The 25,037-nt window shown below is 32.7% G+C and carries 28 protein-coding genes and 1 tRNA gene; 10 read left to right on the forward strand and 19 right to left on the reverse strand.

The features are described 5' to 3' along the window. Positions 1-77: 77 nt before the first annotated feature. From FN795_RS18885 to FN795_RS18895, 3 genes are all read left to right on the forward strand, one after another. Positions 78-926 (forward strand): glycosyltransferase, encoded by an 849-nt coding sequence (locus FN795_RS18885; RefSeq protein WP_142452040.1) that lies wholly within the window; start codon positions 78-80, stop codon positions 924-926. A gap of 81 nt (positions 927-1,007) precedes the next feature. Then, positions 1,008-1,754 (forward strand): MlaE family ABC transporter permease, encoded by a 747-nt coding sequence (locus FN795_RS18890; RefSeq protein ID WP_026727919.1) that lies wholly within the window; start codon positions 1,008-1,010, stop codon positions 1,752-1,754. Then, positions 1,754-2,515 (forward strand): ABC transporter ATP-binding protein, encoded by a 762-nt coding sequence (locus FN795_RS18895; protein WP_035650552.1) that lies wholly within the window; start codon positions 1,754-1,756, stop codon positions 2,513-2,515. Before FN795_RS18890 ends, FN795_RS18895 begins: the two co-directional genes overlap by 1 nt. A gap of 71 nt (positions 2,516-2,586) precedes the next feature. On the opposite strand, the gene FN795_RS18900 is transcribed toward FN795_RS18895, so the two are convergent. The 13 genes from FN795_RS18900 to FN795_RS18960 form a co-directional block, all read right to left on the reverse strand. Then, complete coding sequence (locus FN795_RS18900) at positions 2,587-3,192, reverse strand: hypothetical protein (protein ID WP_142452041.1); 606 nt, start codon at positions 3,190-3,192, stop codon at positions 2,587-2,589. A gap of 163 nt (positions 3,193-3,355) precedes the next feature. Continuing rightward, entirely contained in the window at positions 3,356-3,952 is a 597-nt protein-coding gene (locus tag FN795_RS18905; protein ID WP_142452042.1) for a SprT-like domain-containing protein, read from the reverse strand. Between the two features lie 94 nt (positions 3,953-4,046). After that, positions 4,047-4,724: an SDR family NAD(P)-dependent oxidoreductase gene (locus FN795_RS18910; protein ID WP_142452043.1), complete on the reverse strand. Its 678-nt coding sequence runs from the start codon at positions 4,722-4,724 to the stop codon at positions 4,047-4,049. A 35-nt stretch (positions 4,725-4,759) separates the two neighbouring features. Further along, complete coding sequence (locus tag FN795_RS18915) at positions 4,760-5,704, reverse strand: M20/M25/M40 family metallo-hydrolase (protein WP_142452044.1); 945 nt, start codon at positions 5,702-5,704, stop codon at positions 4,760-4,762. Positions 5,705-5,731: 27 nt separating this feature from the next. Next, positions 5,732-6,394 (reverse strand): hypothetical protein, encoded by a 663-nt coding sequence (locus tag FN795_RS18920; RefSeq protein WP_142452045.1) that lies wholly within the window; start codon positions 6,392-6,394, stop codon positions 5,732-5,734. Between the two features lie 3 nt (positions 6,395-6,397). Continuing rightward, positions 6,398-7,432, reverse strand: coding sequence for an ATP-grasp domain-containing protein (locus FN795_RS18925; RefSeq protein WP_142452046.1), 1,035 nt, complete (start codon positions 7,430-7,432; stop codon positions 6,398-6,400). Between the two features lie 11 nt (positions 7,433-7,443). Then, the gene (locus FN795_RS18930) at positions 7,444-8,154 is read right to left on the reverse strand and encodes an NRDE family protein (RefSeq protein WP_142452047.1); all 711 of its coding nucleotides are present in this window, start codon (positions 8,152-8,154) and stop codon (positions 7,444-7,446) included. Beyond that, entirely contained in the window at positions 8,142-8,630 is a 489-nt protein-coding gene (locus FN795_RS18935; protein WP_142452048.1) for a DinB family protein, read from the reverse strand. Before FN795_RS18935 ends, FN795_RS18930 begins: the two co-directional genes overlap by 13 nt. 5 nt (positions 8,631-8,635) lie before the next feature. Then, positions 8,636-9,016 (reverse strand): DoxX family protein, encoded by a 381-nt coding sequence (locus tag FN795_RS18940; RefSeq protein WP_142452049.1) that lies wholly within the window; start codon positions 9,014-9,016, stop codon positions 8,636-8,638. Positions 9,017-9,025: 9 nt separating this feature from the next. After that, positions 9,026-9,484, reverse strand: a complete 459-nt coding sequence (locus FN795_RS18945) for a YHS domain-containing (seleno)protein (RefSeq protein WP_142452050.1) — start codon at positions 9,482-9,484, stop codon at positions 9,026-9,028. Between the two features lie 8 nt (positions 9,485-9,492). After that, a complete protein-coding gene (locus FN795_RS18950; RefSeq protein ID WP_142452051.1) occupies positions 9,493-10,089 on the reverse strand; it encodes a peroxiredoxin-like family protein in 597 nt (198 codons plus the stop codon). Between the two features lie 91 nt (positions 10,090-10,180). Further along, positions 10,181-10,858 (reverse strand): Crp/Fnr family transcriptional regulator, encoded by a 678-nt coding sequence (locus FN795_RS18955; RefSeq protein WP_142452052.1) that lies wholly within the window; start codon positions 10,856-10,858, stop codon positions 10,181-10,183. A 103-nt stretch (positions 10,859-10,961) separates the two neighbouring features. Beyond that, complete coding sequence (locus FN795_RS18960; protein ID WP_142452053.1) at positions 10,962-12,104, reverse strand: acyl-CoA dehydrogenase; 1,143 nt, start codon at positions 12,102-12,104, stop codon at positions 10,962-10,964. A gap of 489 nt (positions 12,105-12,593) precedes the next feature. Between FN795_RS18960 and FN795_RS18965 the strand changes: the two genes are divergently transcribed. From FN795_RS18965 to FN795_RS18975, 3 genes are all read left to right on the forward strand, one after another. Beyond that, positions 12,594-13,169: a chalcone isomerase family protein gene (locus FN795_RS18965; RefSeq protein ID WP_142452054.1), complete on the forward strand. Its 576-nt coding sequence runs from the start codon at positions 12,594-12,596 to the stop codon at positions 13,167-13,169. Between the two features lie 152 nt (positions 13,170-13,321). Continuing rightward, positions 13,322-14,548 (forward strand): Glu/Leu/Phe/Val dehydrogenase dimerization domain-containing protein, encoded by a 1,227-nt coding sequence (locus tag FN795_RS18970; RefSeq protein WP_035650584.1) that lies wholly within the window; start codon positions 13,322-13,324, stop codon positions 14,546-14,548. A 287-nt stretch (positions 14,549-14,835) separates the two neighbouring features. Beyond that, entirely contained in the window at positions 14,836-15,738 is a 903-nt protein-coding gene (locus tag FN795_RS18975; RefSeq protein WP_142452055.1) for an energy transducer TonB, read from the forward strand. 247 nt (positions 15,739-15,985) lie between these two features. Here the strand turns inward: FN795_RS18975 and FN795_RS18980 are convergent, their stop codons facing one another. Next, positions 15,986-16,381 carry an ExbD/TolR family protein gene (locus FN795_RS18980; RefSeq protein WP_134150421.1) on the reverse strand — a complete coding sequence of 132 codons (396 nt, stop codon included), beginning with the start codon at positions 16,379-16,381 and terminating at the stop codon, positions 15,986-15,988. A gap of 3 nt (positions 16,382-16,384) precedes the next feature. After that, positions 16,385-17,080, reverse strand: a complete 696-nt coding sequence (locus FN795_RS18985; RefSeq protein WP_035650588.1) for a MotA/TolQ/ExbB proton channel family protein — start codon at positions 17,078-17,080, stop codon at positions 16,385-16,387. Positions 17,081-17,210: 130 nt separating this feature from the next. Between FN795_RS18985 and FN795_RS18990 the strand changes: the two genes are divergently transcribed. From FN795_RS18990 to FN795_RS19005, 4 genes are all read left to right on the forward strand, one after another. Continuing rightward, positions 17,211-18,446: a bifunctional folylpolyglutamate synthase/dihydrofolate synthase gene (locus FN795_RS18990; RefSeq protein WP_142452056.1), complete on the forward strand. Its 1,236-nt coding sequence runs from the start codon at positions 17,211-17,213 to the stop codon at positions 18,444-18,446. 108 nt (positions 18,447-18,554) lie between these two features. Next, positions 18,555-19,367, forward strand: a complete 813-nt coding sequence (locus tag FN795_RS18995) for a hypothetical protein (RefSeq protein ID WP_142452057.1) — start codon at positions 18,555-18,557, stop codon at positions 19,365-19,367. A gap of 159 nt (positions 19,368-19,526) precedes the next feature. Beyond that, a tRNA-Val gene (locus FN795_RS19000) sits at positions 19,527-19,601 on the forward strand. Positions 19,602-19,661: 60 nt separating this feature from the next. Continuing rightward, entirely contained in the window at positions 19,662-19,913 is a 252-nt protein-coding gene (locus tag FN795_RS19005) for a GIY-YIG nuclease family protein (RefSeq protein ID WP_142452058.1), read from the forward strand. A gap of 107 nt (positions 19,914-20,020) precedes the next feature. Here the strand turns inward: FN795_RS19005 and FN795_RS19010 are convergent, their stop codons facing one another. From FN795_RS19010 to FN795_RS19025, 4 genes are all read right to left on the reverse strand, one after another. Continuing rightward, complete coding sequence (locus FN795_RS19010) at positions 20,021-21,538, reverse strand: amidohydrolase family protein (RefSeq protein ID WP_142452059.1); 1,518 nt, start codon at positions 21,536-21,538, stop codon at positions 20,021-20,023. A 189-nt stretch (positions 21,539-21,727) separates the two neighbouring features. Further along, on the reverse strand, positions 21,728-22,177 hold the full coding sequence (locus FN795_RS19015) for a hypothetical protein (RefSeq protein WP_142452060.1): 450 nt from the start codon (positions 22,175-22,177) through the stop codon (positions 21,728-21,730). Positions 22,178-22,247: 70 nt separating this feature from the next. After that, positions 22,248-23,306 carry a serine hydrolase domain-containing protein gene (locus FN795_RS19020; RefSeq protein ID WP_142452061.1) on the reverse strand — a complete coding sequence of 353 codons (1,059 nt, stop codon included), beginning with the start codon at positions 23,304-23,306 and terminating at the stop codon, positions 22,248-22,250. Between the two features lie 200 nt (positions 23,307-23,506). Then, entirely contained in the window at positions 23,507-24,985 is a 1,479-nt protein-coding gene (locus FN795_RS19025; RefSeq protein ID WP_142452062.1) for an FAD-dependent oxidoreductase, read from the reverse strand. Positions 24,986-25,037 lie beyond the last annotated feature (52 nt).

Here is a 25,037-nt window from a genome sequence, read left to right on the forward strand (position 1 = left end):
GATTAACGATTTTTGATTTTTGATTTAGATATTCCAAAAAATCTAAAATCTAAAATTTAAAATCTAAAATTTTTTAAATGAAGTACTATATCGTCATTCCCGCGCACAACGAACAAGATTTAATTGGCTTGACTTTGCAATCTTTGGTTTCTCAAACCGTTTTACCTTCAAAAGTTGTGGTTGTAAATGACAATTCAACTGATAAAACAGAAGAAGTCGTTTTAGAATTTGCAAAAGAAAACCCATACATATCTGTTGTGAACAAAACTTCAGATGCGATTCATATGCCGGGAAGTAAAGTAATTCAAGCTTTTCAGAAAGGTTTTGAAACTTTAGATTCTGATTACGATATCATTGTAAAAATTGATGGCGATTTAATTTTCCCTCCAAATTATTTTGAAACCATAATCAAACATTTCGAATCAGATACAAAAATCGGAATGGTTGGCGGATTCTGCTATATTGATAAAAATGGCGAATGGGTTTTGGAAAACTTAACCGATAAAGATCACATTCGCGGGGCTTTGAAAGCTTATAGAAAAGAAACCTTTCAGCAAATTGGTGGATTACGACCTGCAATGGGTTGGGATACCGTTGATGAATTACTTTGTAAATATTACGATTGGAAAGTTGTTACCGACGAATCTTTACATGTAAAACATTTAAAACCGACAGGCGCAAACTACAACAAAACAGCTCGTTATAAGCAAGGCGAAGCTTTTTATACATTAGGATATGGTTTTTGGATTACTGCAATTGCTTCGGCAAAATTGGCAATGATGAAGAAAAAACCATTCTTATTTTTAGATTATATAAGAGGATTTTGGAAAGCTAAAAAAGCTAAAACTCCTTTATTAGTAACTCCGGAACAGGCTAAATTTATTAGAAATTATCGTTTTCAAAAAATGAAAGAAAAGTTAATTTGATTGCTAAAACACTCGAAAAACTGGAACTCATTACCCAAAACTCATAACTTATTTTTACCTTAGCCAATATTTGTAAAACTTATGATGCTAATTCGTTATTTATCCCAAATAGGAAAATATTTTTTAATGCTGAAAGAAATTTTCAATAAACAAACCAAATGGTCTGTTATGAAAAAATTAATTTTCAAAGAAATCGACGATTTAATTATCGACTCACTTGGGATTGTCTGCTTTATCTCTTTTTTCATCGGAGGAGTTGTTGCCATTCAAACAGCGCTAAACTTAACAAACCCTTTAATTCCAAAATATCTAATTGGTTTCGCTACACGTCAATCTGTAGTCTTAGAATTTGCACCTACTTTTATTTCGGTAATTATGGCCGGAAAAATGGGATCTTACATTACTTCAAGTATTGGAACAATGCGTGTTACAGAACAAATTGATGCTTTAGAAGTTATGGGAGTTAACTCTGTAAATTATCTTGTTTTCCCAAAAATCATAGCTTTATTAATGTATCCATTTGTAATTGGTATTAGTATGTTTTTAGGAATTTTTGGAGGATGGCTTGCGTGTGCTTACGGAGGATTTTCAACAGGCGCAGATTTTATTATGGGAGCGCAAAAAGATTTCATACCCTTTCATATTACTTATGCCTTTATCAAAACTTTAATTTTTGCCATGTTATTGGCAACAATTCCGTCTTTTCATGGATATTATATGAAAGGTGGCGCATTAGAAGTTGGTAAGGCTAGTACAACATCATTTGTATGGACATCTGTTACTATTATTCTCCTAAATTATATATTAACTCAATTATTACTAGGATAATGATAGAAGTAAAAAACATAGAAAAATCATTTGGTGACAGCAAAGTTTTAAAAGGCGTTTCAACGGTATTTGAAACTGGAAAAACCAATTTGATTATCGGACAAAGTGGATCTGGAAAAACAGTTTTATTGAAAACTTTATTAGGAATTCACACGCCAGACTCAGGAACAATTGAATTTGACGGAAGAGTTTATTCTGATTTAGACAAAGATGAAAAACGTGAGCTAAGAACTGAAATCGGAATGGTATTTCAGGGAAGTGCTTTATTTGACTCGATGACCGTTGAAGAAAATGTGGCATTCCCGCTAAGAATGTTTACTAACAAAAACAAAGCTCAAATTCAAGAACGTGTTGATTTTGTTTTAGAAAGAGTAAATCTGATAGATGCTCATAAAAAATTACCTTCTGAAATTTCTGGAGGTATGCAGAAACGTGTTGCTATTGCACGTGCTATTGTAAATAATCCAAAGTATTTGTTTTGTGATGAACCAAACTCTGGTCTTGATCCAAATACTTCAACTTTAATCGATAACTTAATTCAGGAAATTACCAGAGAATACAACATTACAACCGTTATCAATACACACGATATGAACTCTGTAATGGAAATTGGTGAAAATATCGTTTTTCTAAAAAAAGGCTTGAAAGCATGGCAGGGAAATAAAGAAGAAATCTTTAGAACTGACAACAAAGACATTGTTAAATTTGTCTATTCTTCAAATCTGTTCAAAAAAGTTAGAGAAGCTTATTTGAAAGGATAAAACCTTTTAAATCTCAACATTTAAAATCCCAAATTCCAAACTATTAAAAGTGGAATTTGGGATTTACTTTTTTAATAATGTTTGCATAATCCAAAACCTACTGATACGCCAACACCTACAAAAGTATATTTCCCAATATCTCCAAAAAGCTTGAACCCAACACTTGGAATCAGCACATTGTAGATCAAATTAGATCTTTTTTTGGAGTAAAATCTTTTATAATTGGCTTCAAAAGGAAATCCATAAAAACCTGCAGTTGAAACTGTACGAATTCCGTCAAGATCACGACTTTCTAATTCAAAATTATTTCGGCTAATTCCTGCTGAAATACTATATGAATGATGCTCTTTTACCCAACGTCTCCCGTACATTAAGGCAAGTTCAACATTATCTTCTGACTTGTAAACCGATGGAGCAATAATAACCGGACCATCATTTTTCCTTCTATAGCCAGCCGAATTAATATATCTAAAAGTAAACAGGCTTTCTCCCAATTGATAATTGAGTCCAACACCACCAGAAACGCCAAGATTCTTCACTACTGATGGTCCACCAAAACCTTCAAAATATATAATCGGATTCGTTTTTTCTTCTTTTTCCGAATTAGAAGTTTCTTGTGCTAAAACAAAATTTGAGAAAACCAACACAAAAAATAAACTGAGTAATATTCTTTCCATAAAAAATTAATTTTTTCAAATATAAAGTAATTCTACAAATGTAGAATAAATTGCATTTAAAATTAATATTAAATTTCTTATGACAAATCCCAACAAAAATTCCAAACCCCAATCTTACATAAAATCGGAATTTGGAATTTTCTATTTTGAAATATTTAAACCTTTAATCTATCAGCTCAACTTCAGCATTTGGATTAAAAAGATAGGTTTTTCCTGTGCTTATTTCGAGGCATTCGAAACGTTTTGTTCTAACGGCAATCTTTTTAAATACCTTGCCATTTTTTATTCTGAAAACACTTCCGTAAGGAATTTCAAAAACATAATTCTTATCACTATTTGAATCATATTGTTTTAATGCCAATGACAAAGTGGTATCAGTATCACTACTCGCCGATGGATTTTTAAAATGTCTCGCCAATAAAGGCAATATCATACTAGGAAAAATTTCTGGACGAATAAACGGAATCATCAAACGCTGAAACGTATATTTCCACTCATTTCCATGTGGTTTTATATTTCTTCCAAATTTTTCGAATGCAACCAAATGCGAAATTTCATGAATCAGCGTGATCAAAAAACGGTATTTGTTCAAACTGGCATTAACCGTAATTTCATGTTTGCCATTCAATGCTCTTCGATAATCACCATGACGCGTCTGACGTTCATTTACGATTTTCAAATGAACCTGATTGGCTACAATCAAATCAAAAACAGGCTTTACAGCATGTTCAGGAATATATTTTGCTAATGTCTCGTTCAATTTAAAGTCAAATGTTATTTGTTAAATGTTAGAAGTTTTCTCCCGACATTGGAATTTGTCCCGATAGCTATCGGGATTAATAATTGAAATTTAATTATGGATTAGTAGAGGAAACCTCAAGTACTTTTCCATTAAAATATTTATTTCCATTTAATGTAAAATCATAAATATAAGTCGCCATTCCTTCAGCAGAAATTGGCGCCTGATATCCTGGAAAAGCTTCATTCAGCATTTCGGTCTGAACAGAACCTAAGGCTAAAACATTAAATGAGATTCCTTTTTCTTTGTATTCTTCAGCTAATAATTCTGTTAAAGTAATTACAGCGCCTTTGCTTGAACTGTAAGCAGCTAATCCGGCAAATTTCAAACTTCCTCTGACACCACCAATCGAACTAATTGTTACCACGTGACTTCCTTTTTGCAAATACGGAAGACAAATTCTGGTAAGATTAGCAACTGCAAAAACATTCACTTTATAAATATTTTCAAAATCGGCCTGAGTTGTCTCTGCAAAAGGCTTCCAGATTAAAGCACCTGCATTATGAACAATTGCATCGACCTTTTTCCAAGTTGATGAAAGAAAGCTTTCTACTTCTGTTAAAGCAGATTCATCTGCTAAATCAATTGATAAACATGCAACATTTTCATGTTCTAAAAGTGCTTTTGGAATTTTTCGTGAAATGGCCAAAACCTGATTTCCTGCATTTGCAAATTGCAATGCTAATTCATAACCAATTCCTCTACTCGTTCCGGTAACAATAATATTTTTCATGTAGCAAAAATAAACAAATCCAATAAAAGGTTGTGTTATAAATTCATTGTAATTTCTTCTGTTGGTGTAGAAGCAATCATAGTAACAGCCGGCAAAAATTCCTGAATGAATGAAGTTATATGGGAAATATCCATCACCTTGAATTCATCTGAAACGTGATGATAAAAATCAAAATTCTCAAAATCGAAAGTACTTATCGATTGACATGGCTTTCCGAAAGCTTCAAAAAACGAATAATTATCAGATCTAAAAAACAACTTATATTCTGCTTCTTTTGGTAAAAACCCGATTGTATTTTTCCCGGTATATTCATTTATTTTTTGCGCCATATTTGATTTATCAAAACCAGTAACATAAGCCAGATAATCACGCTTCATTGGCACGCCAATCATTTCGATATTCAGCTGTGCGTACAAATTAAAATTTCTCTTTTTTAATTTCTCTACTAAACTTTTAGATCCTAACAATCCTTTTTCTTCACCTGCAAAAAACACAATAAGAATACTGCGTTTATTCGATTTTGTCTTTGCAAAATATTTCGCCATTTGCGCGACAGCTGTTACGCCAGAGGCATCATCATTAGCGCCATTATTAATTTTATCGGCCTGCTGTTTTGTATCCAAACCAATATGATCATAATGTGCACTCAAAACCACAAATTCCTTTTTCAGGAGAGGATCTGTTCCTTCTAAAACACCAACAATATTATAAGCAGGAGATTTAAAATTCGTTAGAGTATCACGATACGATGTAAAGTAAGGTTTGATTTTATTCTTCTTAAAAAAGTCTTCTAAAAAAACAGCTGCTTTTTCAATTCCTTTTGTTCCAGTTTCGCGTCCTTCTAATTCATCTGAAGAAAGATATTTTAGGAAATCTGAAACTTCTGTCTGTGAAACTTTATAATTTATATCATTTACAGAAGAAGTATTTGATTTACAACTCAATAAAATAAACGGAAGAAGAAAGTATAGTTTTTTCATAAATGAAAATTTGATGCACTTTAACTTTTAAATTTCTAAAGCTGCTGATTTAAAATATTTTTTATACACTTTAAATACCTGAATACTTCCCAGAATCATAAAAAACCCTGGAATAAAAACTGGCATTATGTACTTTGAAAACTGATTTGTTTTTTGAAAAAAAGTCTGCAAAACTACAATCAAGCTAAGCATCCCAAAAAAAATACCAATCAAAGTTCCTGCAATATAATAATATTTTAACTGCCTTTCAATGGCAATATACTTTCCGTTAAGCAAATATAAATTCCAGCTGGCCCAAAAAGGAAGCTGTAAAAAATTAAAGCAATTCAAAATAATTCCGATTACAAATGGCGAATAGATTAGATAGTTTGATAAAATTCCATCTGATTTTATTTCTTGATTAAAATTAAAATTGAAATAAAATGCAAAGGCCAGAACAAACATGAATCCTACCGCAAAAAAATCAATTATCTTCATTAATTTTTTATTGTTGATGAGCTGTTTTGCAAAAAGAAGCGTGAAATAAATAACAAAAGTTTCTACTACAATAACTCCGAATAAAAATAAAGCTAAATCACGAAATCCTGATTTGGTGTAAATTTCTAATCCGACAAGATTTAAATATCCTAACGGAATTGATCCCAAAAAACTTACGAGAAATCCAACTAAGATATTTTTTAAACTTTTCATTTTTTAAAAATTCATGATTTTATTGTTTTGAATCAAATGTAATTTGTATTCGCGCATCCCCACTTTATAATCTAAATAAGGAACTCCCATTTTATGGTTTTCAACGCTTATTTCATACATATAAGTAATATGTCTGGCCAATTCTTTCCAGGCAAACCATACGGAATGTTTGGGGTCGTAAATGTGTGTAGGCTCGCTCGCGGCTCCGTTAAGTTCGACAATTTGAAAATTTTCTCCTCGTTCTAATTCTTCAAAAGTATTATACATGATATCAAAACGTCCGAAATAGAATCCCGGAATTTGAGTTGCAATTTCATTAATTGTCTTTGTCAATTCTGGCGTAATCCAATCGCTGCCGTCAAGGAATTTTGCACCTCGGGCATGATTGCCAAACGGAACTAAATTTAAGGTTTCTCCTTTAGGTAAAATCCGCTGCAATTCTTTTCCATATTCCTCTTTTAAAACCTCAAACTGCAGTTCAAATCTTGGAGTTTGTTTGATTAAATTTTCAATAGTTGATTTTCCGTCTCCGGTTACAATCAAAAATTCTTTGGAAACAATTCCTGTAATTTTCCCGTTTTTTTGAAGCGGACTGCGCACATAAAAAATACCTACTTCTTTTTCAAACGGAATAAGATCTTGCAGTAAAAAATCAAAATTTGCTTTAGCTGCATAATCTGTTAACTCAGAAACGGTTTTGATTTTTTTCACTCCGGAACCGCGCAGACCAATATCTGGTTTGGCGATTAATGGAAAATAAATTTGTTTTTCGACCAATAGATTGACAATGTCTTTTAAATCAGATTTTTCCCGAACTAAAATGGTTTTCGGATAGTGTTTTTTGGGCAGCAAATCATAAATCTGTTTTTTGCTTTCCATGATAAAACCTCCATTTTTGATTCTGGGATTTGAGGCATTAAAGAAAAAAATCGACCTTGCTTTGACTGCATAATAAGCCCAAAGAAAATAAATCGGAAAGTACAAAACCTGAAATGGCCAATATTCCCAATTGGTTACTTTGTGAAAAAATAGTTTCATTGTTTTATATTTTAAATTCGAATAAAAGAAGTTGAAAAATCTTCTGTTTTTATTAAATCGTAATATTTCATTGCTCCTTTATTTTTTTCGATCACAACTTGCGTTACGCTTAAGGTTTTCATTACATTTTCTCTATTAATGATTAAACCGTTTTGCGTATCATCGCTCTGTGTCTTTTTATGAAAATCCAGCATATCTAAAGCCGAGATTTCATTTTTATCTTTTACAAAATCAAAAAACCAATTGGAGCGTTCTTTTCTAATTTCTTCCGAATATAAAGTAACCGATGACCAAATATGGTTTTGAGTTTCATCCAGCTTTGTTGTTCTTTTACTGCATCCGTCCCAAATCAATTCATACAAAACTTTTTCCTGAAACAAAACCAGTGTAAACGGTTCTATATTTTTGAGATCAATTTGTTTCCAAAAATCCTTTGATGAAACATCGGAAATAATATCCAGAACAATTAATCCGCGGCTTTTTCGATACGGAAGTACGGGAATGTGTTTTGTAATTCCGCCATTTAATAAAACCAAAACAGTTCCGTTTTCATCCATCGCAAACCAGGTTCCTCCGGCTTTTGAATCTTTTGGATACATTATATTTTTGCCGTTGTGACAGTAATTTCTTGGCACGACAGCACCGGGGCGAATTACTTTTTCATCCCGGTTTGAAGTAATAATGGCAACTCCGTTATTATTTATAAAACTTACTGTACACATTGTTTTCTATATTCGATAGTTGAACGCGCTACGCCAAAATTGTCATCAATTAAAATATTTTCAAATTGCAGCACAGCAACTTTTATTAAAGCCTGATGATGTACGCAATGTTCCAGATTATAAAGCAATTCTCTGTAATAATTACTTTGAATTCTCATGTTAAGTCCGTCAATAAACTGCTCCAGAAACATTATTTTATTCTCGCTTTGCAAACCTGTTTTAATTTCGTTGATGCATTGTTTAGCAAACTCAGTCTCCGTTTGAATTCTGATATTTCTCTCGCGATTATCATAATTTATAATTCCCGAATCGTATCCGTTTTGAAGACATTGAAACATTTCGAGAATATGCCTTGTGTGTTCGCCAATTGTGGCATTGCTTAAAGCCTCACAGGATTTTGAATAATCTTTATCAGATAATTGATTCAATAAATCCGTTAACTCATCTAAACTGCGGCGTATTGATTTTAGTAACATAACTTTTAATTTAGAAGATTAAACAATTTGTTTTTATTGAAATAAAGCAAACTTAAACTGCACAACAACGTAATAACAGCTAACGCAAAAAGTAATCCGCCGTCGTTTTGAACCTCAATTCCTAAAACAAATAAATGTGATAAAATAGCTCCAATCATAATTCCGGTTGCACCAAATGCGCCAATCAAGGTTGTTTTGGGAATTAAAATCAAAATCGCTGCGATTAATTCGGCAATTGCAGAACCAATTCTTCCATAAGGTTCTACTCCTAAAGTGGAGAAAATATAAATACTTTCTTCTGCTCCGCTGAATTTAAAAAACAAGGTTTGCAATAAAATTACTGAAGCCGTTATTCTCAAAATCCATATTATAATTTCCTTTTTCATGGCTTCGGGTTATTTGTATATTTTTTTCCAGTTGTTATCTGCCTTAACTTTTAACTCCGCTTCATCTTTGTTCCAACTTTTCAAAGTATTATTAAAATATGCGTTGTAAAACAGATACAATTTGCCGTCAACAATTTTAAAAGTCTCCGGATTAATTTCTACTTTTTCACCTGCACTTCCCATTGCGTACGCACACCATCCGCCATATTGAGGTTCAAATTTTGATGGGTTTTTCAAAAAGGCATTTTTATTTTCAGCTGATGAAAAATTGTATGTCACTCCCTGATACGAAGTTGAAATTTCTTTTTTTCCTTTAATTGCTTTTCCCTGGTTAAAATATCCAACTGGATCATAACCCTGAATACCTACTTTATTTTCTAAATTATACTGGCTAACTCTTTTGGCATCATTTTGAGCAAATGAACTAGCTGAAACTAAAATCAATAACAATAATACTAGCTTTTTCATCTTTACTTTTATTTAAGGTTTTTTAATACTGACACTAATAATTCTGCAGAGATACGTTGTTTAAAATCTGGCGCGATATATTCAAAAAGTATATCAGCTTCAGTATTAAGTACAAAAACAGAAGGAACAGGCAGTAAACTGGTATTGATTCCATTAGAATGTACGTTAATAACTGTTTTGTAGTTTTCCGGAACTTGATAAGCGATTCCTGCCGCTTTTATCAATTCTCCTTTTGAATCAGAGAGTAAGGTGTATTTTACTTTATCCTTTTCTTCTGTTATTTTTAAATTTTCTGGAGAATCAGGACTTATGGCTATAATTTGATAACCTAAGTCGATGATTTGTTTTTCAGCTTCAGCCAATGACTGCAAATGTAAATTGCAATACGGACACCAGCCACCGCGATAAAAAATCAGAACTGTTTTTTTCTTTTTAAGTAAATCTGAAATATTTACATCTGCATTTTCAGATGATTTTAAAATAATGTCTGGAATTTTCTCTCCTATTAATAAAGGAGCAATATCGACCGCAGATTTAGGAATTGTGTTCTGCGCATTAACAGCTAAAGTAAAAGCTGCTAAAAAAATAAAAAGCATTTTTTTCATAGTGTAGTGGTTTTACATCTTTTTGATGATGTAAAATTATTGTACTATGAAAAAGCAAAATGTCGGCTAATTTACACTTCGCTTAAAATAATTATAATTTGGTAATATCTTGAATGATAATTTCTTTTCTGTTATAACTTAACAGCTGATTCGCCTCCATTTCATTCAGCAATTGTGTAGCTGTTTGTCTGGAAGTACAAATAATTTGAGCAATATCATTTTGGGTTAAATAATTTTCGATCGTAACTGAATTTCCGTTTACAGCTCCTTCACTCTCTGCCCAGTCTTTTAGAAATTGATACAATCTGGTTTTAGCATCTTTAGAAATCAAATTAGAATAACTGTTTTTGATGCGCTTCATTTTCAAACCAACAAATTTGGTATATGAAAGTGCCAAAGTCGGATTTCTTAATAATAAATCTTCAAAGTCAGACATTAAAAAACTACAGATTGCAACATCGTCTGAAAGTACTTTCGCATATTCTTCGACTTTATTATCTGTTTCTAAAGTCAATTCGCCAAATAAATCTCCTTTTTGAATGATATCTTTTATCGTTTCATTTCCATCGTCATCGATAGAAACAATTTTGATATTTCCTTTTTTAAGTAAAAAGATACGAGGCACATCTGAAGAAGAAAAATAAATAATTTCTCCTTTTGATGCTTTTTTAAAACCGGTAATAATACACAATTGTTTGATTTGAGAATAGCTCAGCGTTCTAAACAATTTATGATCCCGCAAGTACCAATATTTTAAATCTTCATACATAGAATAAATTTTCTTGATGTAAATGTAGCAATTTTAACATCTAAACAAAAAACCCTTTCGAAGCAGAAAGCCTGAAAGGGTTTTGAAATATATTTAAGAGAAATTATCCGGCGATAACTGATCTTGAAATTACAATTTTTTGAATCTCAGAAGTACCTTCATAAATCTGAGTGATTTTTGCGTCGCGCATCATACGTTCAACATGATATTCTTTTACATATCCATTTCCACCATGAATTTGAACAGCTTCAACAGCAGTATCCATTGCAACTTGCGAAGCAAATAATTTTGCCATTGCACCACTCACATCGTAGTTTTTATGCTGATCTTTATCCCAAGCTGCTTTCATACATAAATGACGTGCTGCTTCAATATTCACCGCCATATCTGCCAATTTAAAAGCGATTGCCTGATGATTGCAGATCTCTGTTCCGAAAGCTTTACGCTCTTTAGAATATTTAAGAGCCAATTCGTAAGCTCCAGAAGCAATTCCTAAAGCTTGAGAAGCAATACCAATTCTTCCTCCAGCCAAGGTTTTCATTGCAAATTTGAATCCGAAACCGTCTTCGCCAATTCTATTTTCTTTTGGAACTTTTACATCACTGAACATTAATGAATGTGTATCAGATCCACGGATTCCCATTTTTTGTTCTTTTGGACCAATAGAAAAACCAGGCATATCTTTAGTCATAATCAACGCATTGATTCCCTTATGTTTTTTCTCCGGATGCGTTTGCGCAATTACTAAATATACTGAAGCCGTGTTTCCATTTGTAATCCAGTTTTTCGTTCCGTTTACTAAGTAATGATCTCCCATATCAACTGCAGTTGTTTTTTGAGAAGTTGCATCACTTCCAGCTTCTGGTTCACTCAAGCAAAAAGCTCCGTGAATTTCACCTGACGCCAAACCTGGTAAATATTTTTGTTTTTGTTCTTCAGTTCCAAATTCCTGCAATCCCCAGCAAACTAATGAATTATTTACAGACATAACTACAGAAGCTGATGCATCAACTTTCGAAATTTCTTCCATAGCAATTACATACGAAATAGCATCAAGTCCGCTTCCTCCGTATTTCGGATCAACCATCATTCCCATGAAACCTAATTGTCCCATTTTCTTTACTTGTTCTGTCGGAAAAATTTGTTTTTCATCACGTTCAATAACACCAGGCAGCAATTCGTTTTGAGCAAAATCTCTGGCAGCCTGTTGAATCATTAAATGCTCTTCGGTAAGATTAAAATCCATATTCTTTGTTAGTTTATTGTTTTTTAAAACCAAAATCGAAAAATTTTCGCTGATGGAAATAATTTGTTTTTTGTGTTTTTTATATTTTTTTGCTTTAAAAAAGGCTTTCAAAGATAAATGTTAAAAGTCAAATTAACAATGCATGCATATAAAATTAATAGATCAGCAATAATTACGATAACGTTTTCGTAATAATTCGGCATTTTCAAAAAACTAACAGTAATACTTCAAGGATTTCTTTAAAATTTAAGAATATAATTGCACATCAAAAAGACATTATTTATAAAGTTTTAGTAAATTTTAGATAAAAAAGTGCGCAACCGGTTTTGAAACACGTAAATGTACGTAAAACAAGTCTTACTAAATTGATAATGAAATAAATACAAATAAAAAAAATGCGTTAGTTTAATAAAAAACATGTATTTTTAGAGAGCAAAATTTAGAAATTAAAAGTATTTTTGCCAAAAAACAAAAATTATCGATAGAAGTATGAAAAAGATTTTACTATTATTTGCACTCATTTTCAGCGTGCAATTTTCGACTGTTTCTGCACAAACTCAACTTGAAGTAAACGGCGTTACAGTTCCAAGAAAAATTGAAGTTCAAAATAAAACAATGCAGCTAAATGGTGCTGGCGGAAGATCAAAAATGTGGTTGGAAGTTTATGTTCAGGCACTTTATTTGTCACAATTAAGCCAAGACCCAAAATTCATTATCGATAGCGATACTGAAATGGCTGTGAGAATTGAAATCACCTCTTCTATGGTTTCTTCAAACAAATTAACAAAAGCAATGAATACAGGTTTTGAAAAATCTGCAGGAAGCAATCTTGAGGCTTTGCGCCCGAGAATTGAGGAGTTCAAAACATTTTTAAGTGATGCTATCACAGAAAAAGATGTATTTATTTTATTTTACAACCCGCTTGATCAAACTGTTAGTGTTATCAAAAATGATGTTCCAAAAGGAAAAATTACAGGATTTGATTTCAAACAAGCATTATTCGGAATCTGGCTTTCAGACAAACCAGTTGACGAAACTTTGAAAAAACACTTATTAGGAATATAATTCAGAATTTCTTAAAAAAATTCGAAATCCAAAAGCCGAAAACCTTATAGTTTTCGGCTTTCTTTTTTTTCTTTCATTAAATTTGCAATAAAATACATTATTCGCATTATTCTATTTTATACTTTTACGCAAAATAAACATATCACAACAAAATGAAAGATTTATTACAACAATTTGAAAATAAGGAACCTGAAATTGTTTTTAACTGGAAAGATTCTGAAACAGAAGCCGAAGGATGGACTGTAATCAATTCACTTCGTGGAGGAGCTGCAGGAGGAGGAACAAGAATGAGAAAAGGCCTGGATATGAATGAAGTATTATCATTGGCTAAAACAATGGAAGTTAAATTTTCAGTTTCCGGACCTGCAATTGGAGGCGCAAAATCTGGAATTAATTTTGACCCAAATGATCCTCGTAAAAAAGGTGTTTTGCAACGTTGGTACAAAGCAGTTTCACCTTTATTAAAAAGTTATTATGGAACTGGAGGTGATTTGAATGTTGATGAAATTCACGAAGTTATCCCGATGACAGAAGAATGCGGTGTTTGGCATCCGCAGGAAGGTGTTTTCAACGGACATTTTAAACCAACAGAAGCTGATAAAATCAATAGAATTGGACAATTACGTCAAGGTGTTATCAAAGTGATTGAAAATCCAAAATTTTCACCAGATGTAACAAGAAAATATACTGTTGCCGATATGATTACAGGTTATGGCGTTGCCGAAGCGGTTCGTCATTTTTATGCTACTTATGGTGGAGAAATTAAAGGTAAAAAAGCAATCGTTCAGGGATTTGGAAATGTTGGGTCTGCAGCTGCTTTTTATTTAGCTGAAATGGGTGCAAAAGTTATCGGAATTATTGACCGTGACGGAGGATTGATTAAAGAAGAAGGTTTTTCTTTTGAAGAAATCAGAACGTTGTTTTTAAATAAAGACGGAAACAAATTAGTTGCCGAAAATATGATTCCGTTTGAAGAAATTAATTCTAAAATCTGGACAATCGGTGCTGAAATTTTCACGCCTTGCGCAGCTTCAAGATTAGTAACTCAGGCACAAATCGATAATTTGATTGCAAACGGACTAGAAGTAATTTCATGTGGCGCAAACGTTCCTTTTGCTGATAAAGAAATTTTCTTCGGATCGATTATGGAAGAAGTGGATCATAAAGTAAGTTTGATTCCGGATTTCATTTCAAACTGCGGAATGGCAAGAGTTTTTGCTTATTTCATGGAAAAGAAAGTTCAAATGACAGATGAGGCTATTTTTAATGATACTTCAGAAATTATAAAAAATGCGATTGTTAAAGCACATGCTTTAAGTTCATCAAAAACAAATATTAGTGCAACTGCTTTTGAAATTGCATTGAAACAGCTAGTATAATCTATTTTATACTTTATTTCTAAAAACGGGCTAAATTATTTAGCTCGTTTTTTTTTACCGCAAAGCACGCAAAGATTTACGCAAGGAACGCTAATTTATTTCTCGCAAAGTAGCAAAGAAAACTTTGCGACTTTGCAAGATTCAGAAACAAATAGCTTTACAACCTTGGGTAAACCTTTGCTCCCGATAGCTATCGGGATTACGGTTAAATTTTCCCCTTTCTTTCTAAACAATTTTTACTACTTTTAAACGTTTTTAAAATAATACATTTCAAAATTCAGAATTAAATGAGTTCCACTATTTCTTCGGACCAAAAGAAATCGTTACTATACACAACGGCTATATATGCAGTAATTATTTTATTATTGTTTTTTATACGTTTTTGGCCTCCATATAATCCGGAAAACAACGTTGCACTTGCTGATGGCGGCGGTGGCGGTGGTGGCGTTACGGTAAATTTTGGTGATAGCGATTTGGGTTCTGGCGCTAATTACAAAAGCGAAGTTCTGGAGGTAAAAAATAATGTAAAACAAGCTCCTGCTAAAGCAACTCCTGAAGAAGAAGCGATAATTTCACAGGAAAATACAACTACAGATAATGACGTAGTTATTCCGACAAAAGAGAAACCGAAAAAACCTGTTCCCGTTGAAAAACCGATACAAAAACCTGTTCCTGAAAAGCCAAAGGTTTCCAACTCAACAAACGATGCTTTGTCTAGCATTTTAAAAGGATCTAGCAAAGGCGGTGATGGCGATGATAAAGTTTCTGGAAATAAAGGAAAGCCAAATGGGGATTTAAATTCGAAAGCTTATTATGGTGACAATGGTTCAGGCGGAGGAAAAGGCGGAGGAGACGGAAAAGGAAATGGGCCTGGGAAAGGAGATGGTAATGGTCCAGGAAGCGGTCCAGGTTCTGGCGGAGGATCAGGGTATACTTTAAATGGACGCAAAGCTTTATCTACACCTGCACCCAAATACACTTGTAACGAAAAAGGAAAAGTTGTAGTTGAAGTTAAAGTCGATCGAAACGGAAAAACTATAAGTGCAACCGTAATCAAAGGAACAGATAATAGAGCACCGTGTTTACTGGAACAAGCAAAAATAGCTGCAATGAATACAAAATGGGAATCAGATAGTGATGCTCCCGTTACACAAACTGGAACTATTACTTATAATTTTAGTTTGAATTAAAACACGAATTTCAAGGATTTACACTAATAAAAAAATGCTTTCTGAAATATTTTCAGAAAGCATTTTTTTATTCTAGTTGTCATTTCTCGCGATGAATAAGATTATGTTATTCCGCGTGAGGGATAGGAGCAAGCTACCGAAGTAGCGCTCCCGATAATTATCGGGACGACCGCAATAAAAAAATGGGCGAATCAACACTTTGCTGATTCGCCCATTTTTTTATTGTGGTCACGCCCTAATGATAATTTTACTTCGGACTGGTTGCAATGACAAACTTCAAATTGTTCTTCACTCCTATTTGTAAAACATCTACTAAATCCTGAACTTGTAAATTAAACGGAATTCGGACTACGACTGTTTGTTCTTTGTCTGTACCAATTTTAGTCATTAAACTGGTTTCCAGATTTTCAAAATCAACCGGTTCTTTATCAATGTAGAATTTTTTATCTTCAGTAACTGATAAACTGATTAATTGCTTATTTGTCTTTTCATTTGCTTTAGCTTTCGGCAACGTCATTTTAATCACATTAGGATTTGCCAGCGTTGAAATAATTAAGAAAAACAACAGCAGGAAAAACATAATATCACTTAATGATGAAGTGGCAACCTCAGCGTGAAATCTTCTTTTTCTTTTAATCGACATAGCTTATGCTCTTTGAATTATATTGACAAATTCTAATATTTGTTTCTGAATTTTCAAGGCGAAATTATCAATTTTTCCGTTTAATAAGTGGTAAGCAGAATACGCAATAATACCCACAATTAATCCAGAACCTGAACTGATCATTTTTTCATATAAACCTCCTGAAATGTTTCCGATACTGATATTTTCTGTAACCGAAATACTGTAGAAAATTTTAATAACTCCTGAAATTGTTCCAATAAAACCAAGCGTTGGTGCAATACCTGCGATAAGTCCAAGATGACCTAAATGCTTTTCCATTTCACCAATTTCAATATCAGCGGCGCGGTCCATATTTGATTCGATTTCTGCAATTGGTCTTCCAATTACTAAAACTCCTTCTTTCAAGATATTTCCGGCTGCTGTATTGCTTCTTTCAACAATAGTTCTTGCTAATTCAATATTTCCTGCATTCAATTTATCTCCAACATCTTGCATCAAACGACTGTCGATTTTTGATGCTTTGCTGATGTACATATAACGCTCAAAAATAACATAGATCGTATAAAACAATAAAATAGCAATTGGAATAAGGAATACACCTCCTTTGAAGATAAAGTCTAAAACTGAGATTTCGTTATTTGGAGCAATTTTTTCGATAACTACGTTAGATGCTGCTTTTGCGATGGTATCTGTTTGTAATTGAATGAAGCTAAACATATTTTAATTCTGGTTTTTATGATTAATTCTAAAAATTATTTGAAATTTGCACTAAAGATAATTTTCGCTGTAATATTAAACTACAAAAATCGAAATTTATTTCAATCGACAACCATTTTATCCAAAATAAATGAACTATCAAGAGACTACAAACTGGATGTTTAATCAACTTCCAATGTACCAGCTGCAGGGCGCTTCGGCTTATAAAGAAGATTTAACCAATATTAAATTACTGGCTGCACATCTTGATAATCCGCAAGATCATTTAAAATGCATTCACGTTGCCGGAACAAACGGAAAAGGTTCTACTTCGCACATGCTGGCTTCGGTTTTGCAGGAAGCCGGATATAAAGTTGGACTGTACACTTCGCCGCATTTAAAAGATTTTAGAGAAAGAATCAGAATTAACGGCGAGGAAATTTCAGAAGATTTTGTAATTGAATTTATTGGAAAACACAAAAACTTTTTTGAAGCCAATGATATGAGTTTCTTCGAAATGTCGGTTGGTTTGGCTTTTGATTATTTCGCTGCCGAAAAAGTTGATATTGCGATTATTGAAGTTGGTTTGGGCGGAAGATTAGACGCAACTAATATTATTACGCCTTTAATTTCCGTAATTACGAATATAGATTTAGATCACACTCAGTTTCTTGGAAATACGCCAGCTTTGATTGCCGGTGAAAAAGCCGGAATTATAAAACCAAATGTTCCGGTTGTTATTGGCGAATATACAAAGGAAACACAGCCTGTGTTTTTGGCGAAAGCCGAAGAAAACAAAGCACCAATTTATTTTGCTTCTGATTTGATTTCAGAAGTTTTTCCATCCGATTTAATTGGAGATTATCAGTTTCATAATAAGAAAACTGTTCAGCAGACGATTCAAATTTTAAATGAAACTACTGATTTTAAAGTTTCTGAAGAAAGCCTTAAATCAGGATTATTGAGTGTTGTAAAAAATACCGGCTTGCAAGGTAGATGGCAACAGCTTGGCGAGAATCCGAAAATTATTTGCGACACAGCGCATAACAAACATGGCTTGTCTGTAGTTATGAATCAGCTTCAAAAAGAAACTTATGATAATTTACACATTGTTTTGGGTGTTGTAAATGACAAAGACTTGGATTCGATTTTACCCCTTTTCCCTAAAAAAGCACATTATTATTTCTGCAAACCCGATTCTTCTAGGGGATTAAGTACTGAAATACTGCAAGATACAGCCAAAAAGTATGATTTAATTGGAGAAAAATACGATTCGGTTGAAAAAGCTTTTTTAGATGCAAAGAAAAACGCTACAAAAAATGATTTTATATACGTTGGCGGAAGTACGTTTGTTGTCGCTGAACTCCCATTAAATAACGAAAGTTAAAATTTGGGGAAAAACACCCTTTAAAATTCATACTAATTTTATAACTACTTGATTTTTAATGTTTTAAATTTGTTAAAGTTTTTTTAATAACCAATACAAATTTAAAACATGAAAAAGAGAAAAACCCTTGCTATAGGGATCATCATATTGATGATTCTTATTGGCGCAAAAGTCAGCGCGCAGGAAAAAGACGCGGAAAAACCTGTATTTATTACAGTAACCACTTTACATCGAAATTTGGATTCTAAATTGAAGGCCAAAGATTGGAAAGCAGCAGAACAGGAATACTTTGATAAAGTTACCAGCAAAAATGACCTTATTATTGGATCAGAGATTATCACTCATTATTACACTGAGGACAATACTGAAATTGCTTTGGTCAACGTTTACAGAACTTGGGAAGACATTGAAAAAGCAAACGCTGTCAGCGATGATTTAATTAAAAAAGGATGGCCTGATGAAAAATCCAGAAAAGCATTTTTTGAAAAATATGATTCTTTTTACACTCCTGTACATTCTGATGAGATTTATCAAAGCGTAACTTCTATTGGTAGGAAAGACTACAAAGACGAAACTAAAAAACCAATGATTGTTTATTTGCGAAAATCTCAACTGAGTATGAAAGGAGATTCAAAAAAAGCAAAAGAATTCAATGACAAAATCACTTTTAAAGATCCTTACATAAAAGCCTATTATCCTTTAAGACATTCATGGGGTTCAAATAGCACCGATTTTCTTGAAGTTTTTTATTATGATTCTCTAGCCGATATGGAAAAATCAAGTGATAAAATAGACGAGCTTATCAAATCGACGTGGCCAAATGAAAAAGATGCCGATGCTTTTTTTGATGAATTGGAAAAATCTTTCACCGGAAAACACAGCGATTACATCTACAGGAACGTTCCTTCAGTTTCAAAATAAAAAATACCTAAAAAATTTACGTTTATAACATTTTCTGCCTCAGTAAGATAGAAAACACATTAAAAAAAGTTTAAATTTTTAGTGTGTTTTCTTTGCAGAACTCAAAAACTAGCGTATATTTGCACTCGCAATCACAAACGATAGCAACCTAGTAAAATAGGGCGATTAGCTCAGCTGGTTCAGAGCACCTCGTTTACACCGAGGGGGTCGGGGGTTCGAACCCCTCATCGCCCACAGAATTCCAAAAACTCCAAAGTCACTTGATTTTGGAGTTTTTTGCTTTATGTACATTTCATGAATTTTATTGTTTATATCTTATTTAGCGAAAGCAAGAACAAATTCTACATTGGATTTACTTCTAATTTAGAAGAAAGACTAATTCGTCACAATCAAAAAAGCAAAGGTTTTACAGGAAACGAAAATGATTGGAAAGTAGTTTATACTGAGAGCTACGAAACCAAAGAAATTGCACACAAAAGAGAATTACAAATCAATTCTTGGAAAAGCAGAATTAAAATCCAAGAATTAATTAGAAACAAAGAGTAGCTCAGCTGGTCCTCAGCATTCCGATTTTTCATCGGAAGGGTCGGGGGGTTCGAACCCCTCATCGCCCACCAAGAAACTCCTTAAGAAATTAAGGAGTTTTTTTTTATTCATAAATATTCATCAATCTTCACATTTCTATTTTGATCATTTACATCTTTTATAGCTTTTAGAATATTTCCTATTTGGACTTTATCGATTCTATGTTTATCAAAAAAAACATATTCAATAGTTTTTGTATTTGTAATATTTTCTAATGGATTTTTTGCAAGCAAAACCAAATCAGCTTTATATCCTGCTTTTATTTTTCCGGTCTTTTTTTTCATCCAATTGCCTGGCGCAACGGTTGCTGAATAAAGCACTTGCGAATTTGTCATTCCGATTTTAGATAAAGATTCTAATTCATCGTGAAGTGAAAACCCAGGAACAACAGTGGCTACATTCGCGTCTGTTCCAGCCATAATTATAACTTTATTAGCTACCAGTGCTTTTGTCATAATATGAATCGCTTCGGCATAAGTGTTCCAAAAAATTCTGGATAACTTTTTGGCTTTATCATCATCTTTCCCATCATATTCATAACCATTTTCACCAGGTAGCCAGCCTAATTTGTAAAGCGGTGTTCCTTCAATAATCTTTGGATTAACGTATTGCAGTTCTATATCTCGAAGTTTGGCTGTTAAATCAAATCTTTGACTTGAAAAACTTTCACAAAGCCAAACCGTCGAAGTAACACTTATGCTATTCTCTCTGAGCCTTTTTGCAATTTGGCCAGAACGTACTTTTAAGAACTGAAGATATTCTTTCGGATTTTTAGAGATTGATTTTCCAAATTCATCAATAGTCTTGATAGTTAGTTCCTCAACATGAGCCACTTCAATTTGACCTGATTGATAAAACGTTTCTAAATTAACTAACGGAATATGACCAATAACAGGAATGTTTTGTTTTTTGGCAATTGCTATTGTGGTCTTAAACATTTCAGGATTAACAAAACCATACATTTTAATGGCATCATAACTCTGTTCTTTTATACTTTTGATCGCTTTTTCAGCATCTTTTTGAGTGGAATAATTAATGGAATGTCTCGTCCAGCTGTAATAATAACCTGTTAATCCGCTTTCGCTAAATATGGGCGGAGAAGCAATAAACATTCGTGGCCCGATACTATTATTTAAGATTTCTTTTCTCCATTCTAAAATTGCATCGCTTCCAGCCATTTCTTTGATAGAAGTTACACCATTTGCTAAATACAAAAACAAATCATTCTTGCTTTCTTTTAAATGAACATGGCTGTCCACAAGACCCGGAATTAGGAATTTTCCGGTTCCGTCAATAATGGTAATCCTGCTATCCTGCAATTGATTTTTTTCAAGTTTAATTATTATTCCATCTTTAATAAGCACATCTTGATTCTTTTCAAAATAAGAACAATCCTCAGAAAGGACATTTATATTTTTTATTAGAGTTTCTGCAGATGGTTTAACAATTGAAGAAATATTTATGAGCTTTGTTGATTTACCTAAGACTTTATTTAATTCATTATCTGCCCATGTAAAAACACTGATAAAAACAATTATTATTAAAGTAGTAACGTATAATAATCTTCTAAAGCATCTCTTTTTCATAAATTATTTAATTTAGATTTGAGAGGCAAAAATATATTCAAAAACACCCTGATTCAGCACGTAATCAGGGATTAGGTATAAAATGGGGTTTTTTAGGTACGAAAATTACAAGGGGAATAATTTCTTTTTGTGATTTTTAGAAATAGGCCGTTCAATTTTTCAGAAATCTTTTTTATTTGACCAATCTTTTCATTCTTCTTTCCAAACGAAATAAAAAAGAAGCAACGAATTCAATTGAAATAAAAATATTCCATATCGAAGTTGCCCAAAAGGAATTGTAAAACACAATACAATAAGAGCAATCAAAGACAAAAGCATATTTAAAAACGTAAGCATCGAAATTTCGAAATTTCGCAGTGTGAAAACCCAAATAATGAAATTAAGAAACATAATTACCGTAAATATTGACAACGGTGAAATTTCAAAATCCAGTGCTAAATTATAACCAGTTAAAGTCGCATTCTTTTTGGCTTTATCAAAAGCGGCATTTTTCTCCAATTGATCTTGGGAATCTGATTGATTTTTAAAAATTGCTGGCCTTGATTTTAGAGTTTCATCAGAACACATCTGAAAAAAGGGAAGAAAGAAAATCAATATTCCGAATGTCGACAGAATCTTTTTTATGTTTTTATAATGCATACTTTTAAATCATTATGTATGTTCAACATGTTCAAATTTTGACTGATTATAAATCCAATTTTAAGTTTTATTATTTCAAAACAGTATCATAAATTGTATTCAACAGATCTTGTCTCATTTTTGAATTTCTTTGGTCTAATAATATAATAATACCCCAATTTTTAGCTCGGTTATAACAAATAATTGAAGATTGTCCCATTGAATCACCTGATTTCATATAGATTGTATTTTTATCATCAGTGACAATATTTGTGCCTAAACCCATTTCTCTTTTTTGATCTTTATAAAAGATTTTTTCAGTAATGATTGCTGCTTTCCCTATTGAAGTTTTGCTGTTTAAAACCGCTTTTAAATAGGTAACCATGTCAGCAGCATTTGATTTTATTAATCCGGCAGGCGCAGTAACATTCCATTTAAAGAATTCCTGAATACCACCTTCAGGATTGTGAGCTGTTGTAATGTTTTTTACATTAAAATCTTTCGTAAATGTATTTTTCATTTTTAACGGTACAATTATTTTTTCTCTAATAATTTGATCGTAATTCTTGTTATACACTTTTTCTACTATTTGCCCGAGTAAAGTATATCCAATTGTAGAATAACGATATTTACCATAATCTTTCAGTTCACTGCAATTATTGATTATATCAGCCAATGATTTTTCGGTCACATTACTTACAGGCTGTTGCGGATTTAATTCTATTAGTTTTCCAAAATCGATGTCAGGCAAACCAGATTGATGAGAAGCCAGATCTGAAATTTTTATTTTGTTTTGAAGATTTTTTTGCAAAACATATTCCTTCGGAAGATAATTGTCTATATAATCATCTACTTTTATTTTATTCTCAATAACGGCTTGCGCAATCAAATTTGAAGTTAAAATTTTAGTAATCGATGCAATTTCGAATAACGAATTTTTATTGATTTGAATTTTACTCTCGGAATTCAAATTACCATAGTCCGTGAAATATTCGTCATCATTTTTAATAAAACCGACGCTTATACCAACCTTTGGATTTTTTTGATAATTGTCCTTTATTATCGAATCAATTCTTTTAGAAATATCTTGTCCAAAAGAAAAGTTGCTTATTAATAATAGTACTGCTAAAAATTTTACTGAAGTTTTCATTGTATCGAATTTTAGGTTAGAAATTTATTTCGATACAAATTTGAGAAAGAAGTCTTGGCTACGCGACCGAATAAAAAAAGTCGTACTCATTTGCTTTAAACAAAATAGTACGACTTTTTTTATTTATAAGTACGAATAATTACAAAAAACTGTTTTACAACAATTTATCACAATAAATCTCAAACAGAAACCAGAAACTTCTAAGATCTTTTTTTGTTCAAACAACGCCCTCTCGGCTCGTCACCTTCGTGAAGTACAATTTCAGAATGAAGAAATTGCGCAGCATCTGCAGAATCTTTTACTTTTACAGCGCTTCGTTTTAGCATTTCGGCTTCAAATTCATTTAAAACACTTTCTCGCAATCCTGCTTTTTTCCAATGTGATAAAGATTTACATCCTTTTGCAATACCTCGTGCCAACGAAAGTGCATCCAGCAAAGCCTGATTTGCGCCTTGTCCTTTAAACGGACTCATTGGATGCGCTGCATCACCAATAAGCGTAACATTTCCTCCATTTTTTAATAACTCAGAATGAAGCAATTCGCGATCATAAACAGGATAACCGGAAATATGAATTTCCTCAGTAGCTTTTAGAATTTGTGGAATCGGATCGTGCCACTGCGTTCTTCTACCAGCTTCTTCTTTCAGTGCTTTCACACCTTTTAAACTTAATTCTTTTGCTTCATTTTCAGGCATCGGAAAACTAAGCTGCCACATTACAGAATCTGATTTATAGGGCATAATGTAAATTCGTTCGTTTCCGTTGGCAGTTTGAAATACCGTAGCCGAATCTAATAAAGAACTTTCAACACCTTCAAGCGCACTCAAAGGACAAATACCTAATATTACTAAACAATCCAAATAACGCAAAGGCGCAACTTCATCACCAATCAAAAGTTTTCGTACAGAACTACGAATTCCGTCGGCACCAACTACAATATTGGCTGTGGATTTTTTTATTTCGCCATTTACGTTAAAACTGAGCTCAACGTTTTCTTCTTTTTGCTTAAAATCGATTAATTGATATCCCCATTTTATGGCATCACTTTCACCAAGCTGTTCCAAAAGTTCTAAACGCAAAGATTGTCGGGCGATATGAATATTGGAACGTTTTTGGGATTTTTTAGAATCAGATTGAATCCATTTTCTGTTTCCCCATTCACCAATAACTTTTCCTTCCGTAGTGTGAACTAAATGTCTTGAGGAAACTATTCCATCTTTTAATTTCAAAATTCCCAATCCTGCCATTGCTTTACTGGCTTGTTGCAAAGTGAGTCCGTAACCTTGTGATCGGGCTTCGAAATTATTATCTCGTTCATAAAGAGTAAAGGGGATTTTTCGGTGAAGACAAGCGACAGCTAAAGCTGTTCCACCAATTCCACCACCGATAATCGCAATGTGAGGATATTTTTCTGAATCAGCAATTGGAGCATTTAAAGCGTGAATTAATCCAGATCCGTCACAATTTAAGCACGTTTTCATATGTGCCTTGGGAGGAACTGGCGCTTTTCCTTCTTTGCCATTATTTTGAAATTGTTCTAATTCCAATTGATAGCGAAGCTTTACCTTTTTGCTGATCCGCTGGCTTTTTTTTCCTCTTCCCTGACATTCTTCACAAATAGTCCAGCTTGTTTCTTCCTTTTTCACTTTTATTTCTTCTTTATTTTTCAGCCTTCGCATCTTCTGGCAATCGTACAAAATTAAGATAAAAGATTGCCAGAACAAAACTTTA

Origin of the sequence: Flavobacterium resistens, assembly GCF_900182645.1 — a bacterium.
GTDB classification, from domain to species: domain Bacteria; phylum Bacteroidota; class Bacteroidia; order Flavobacteriales; family Flavobacteriaceae; genus Flavobacterium; species Flavobacterium resistens.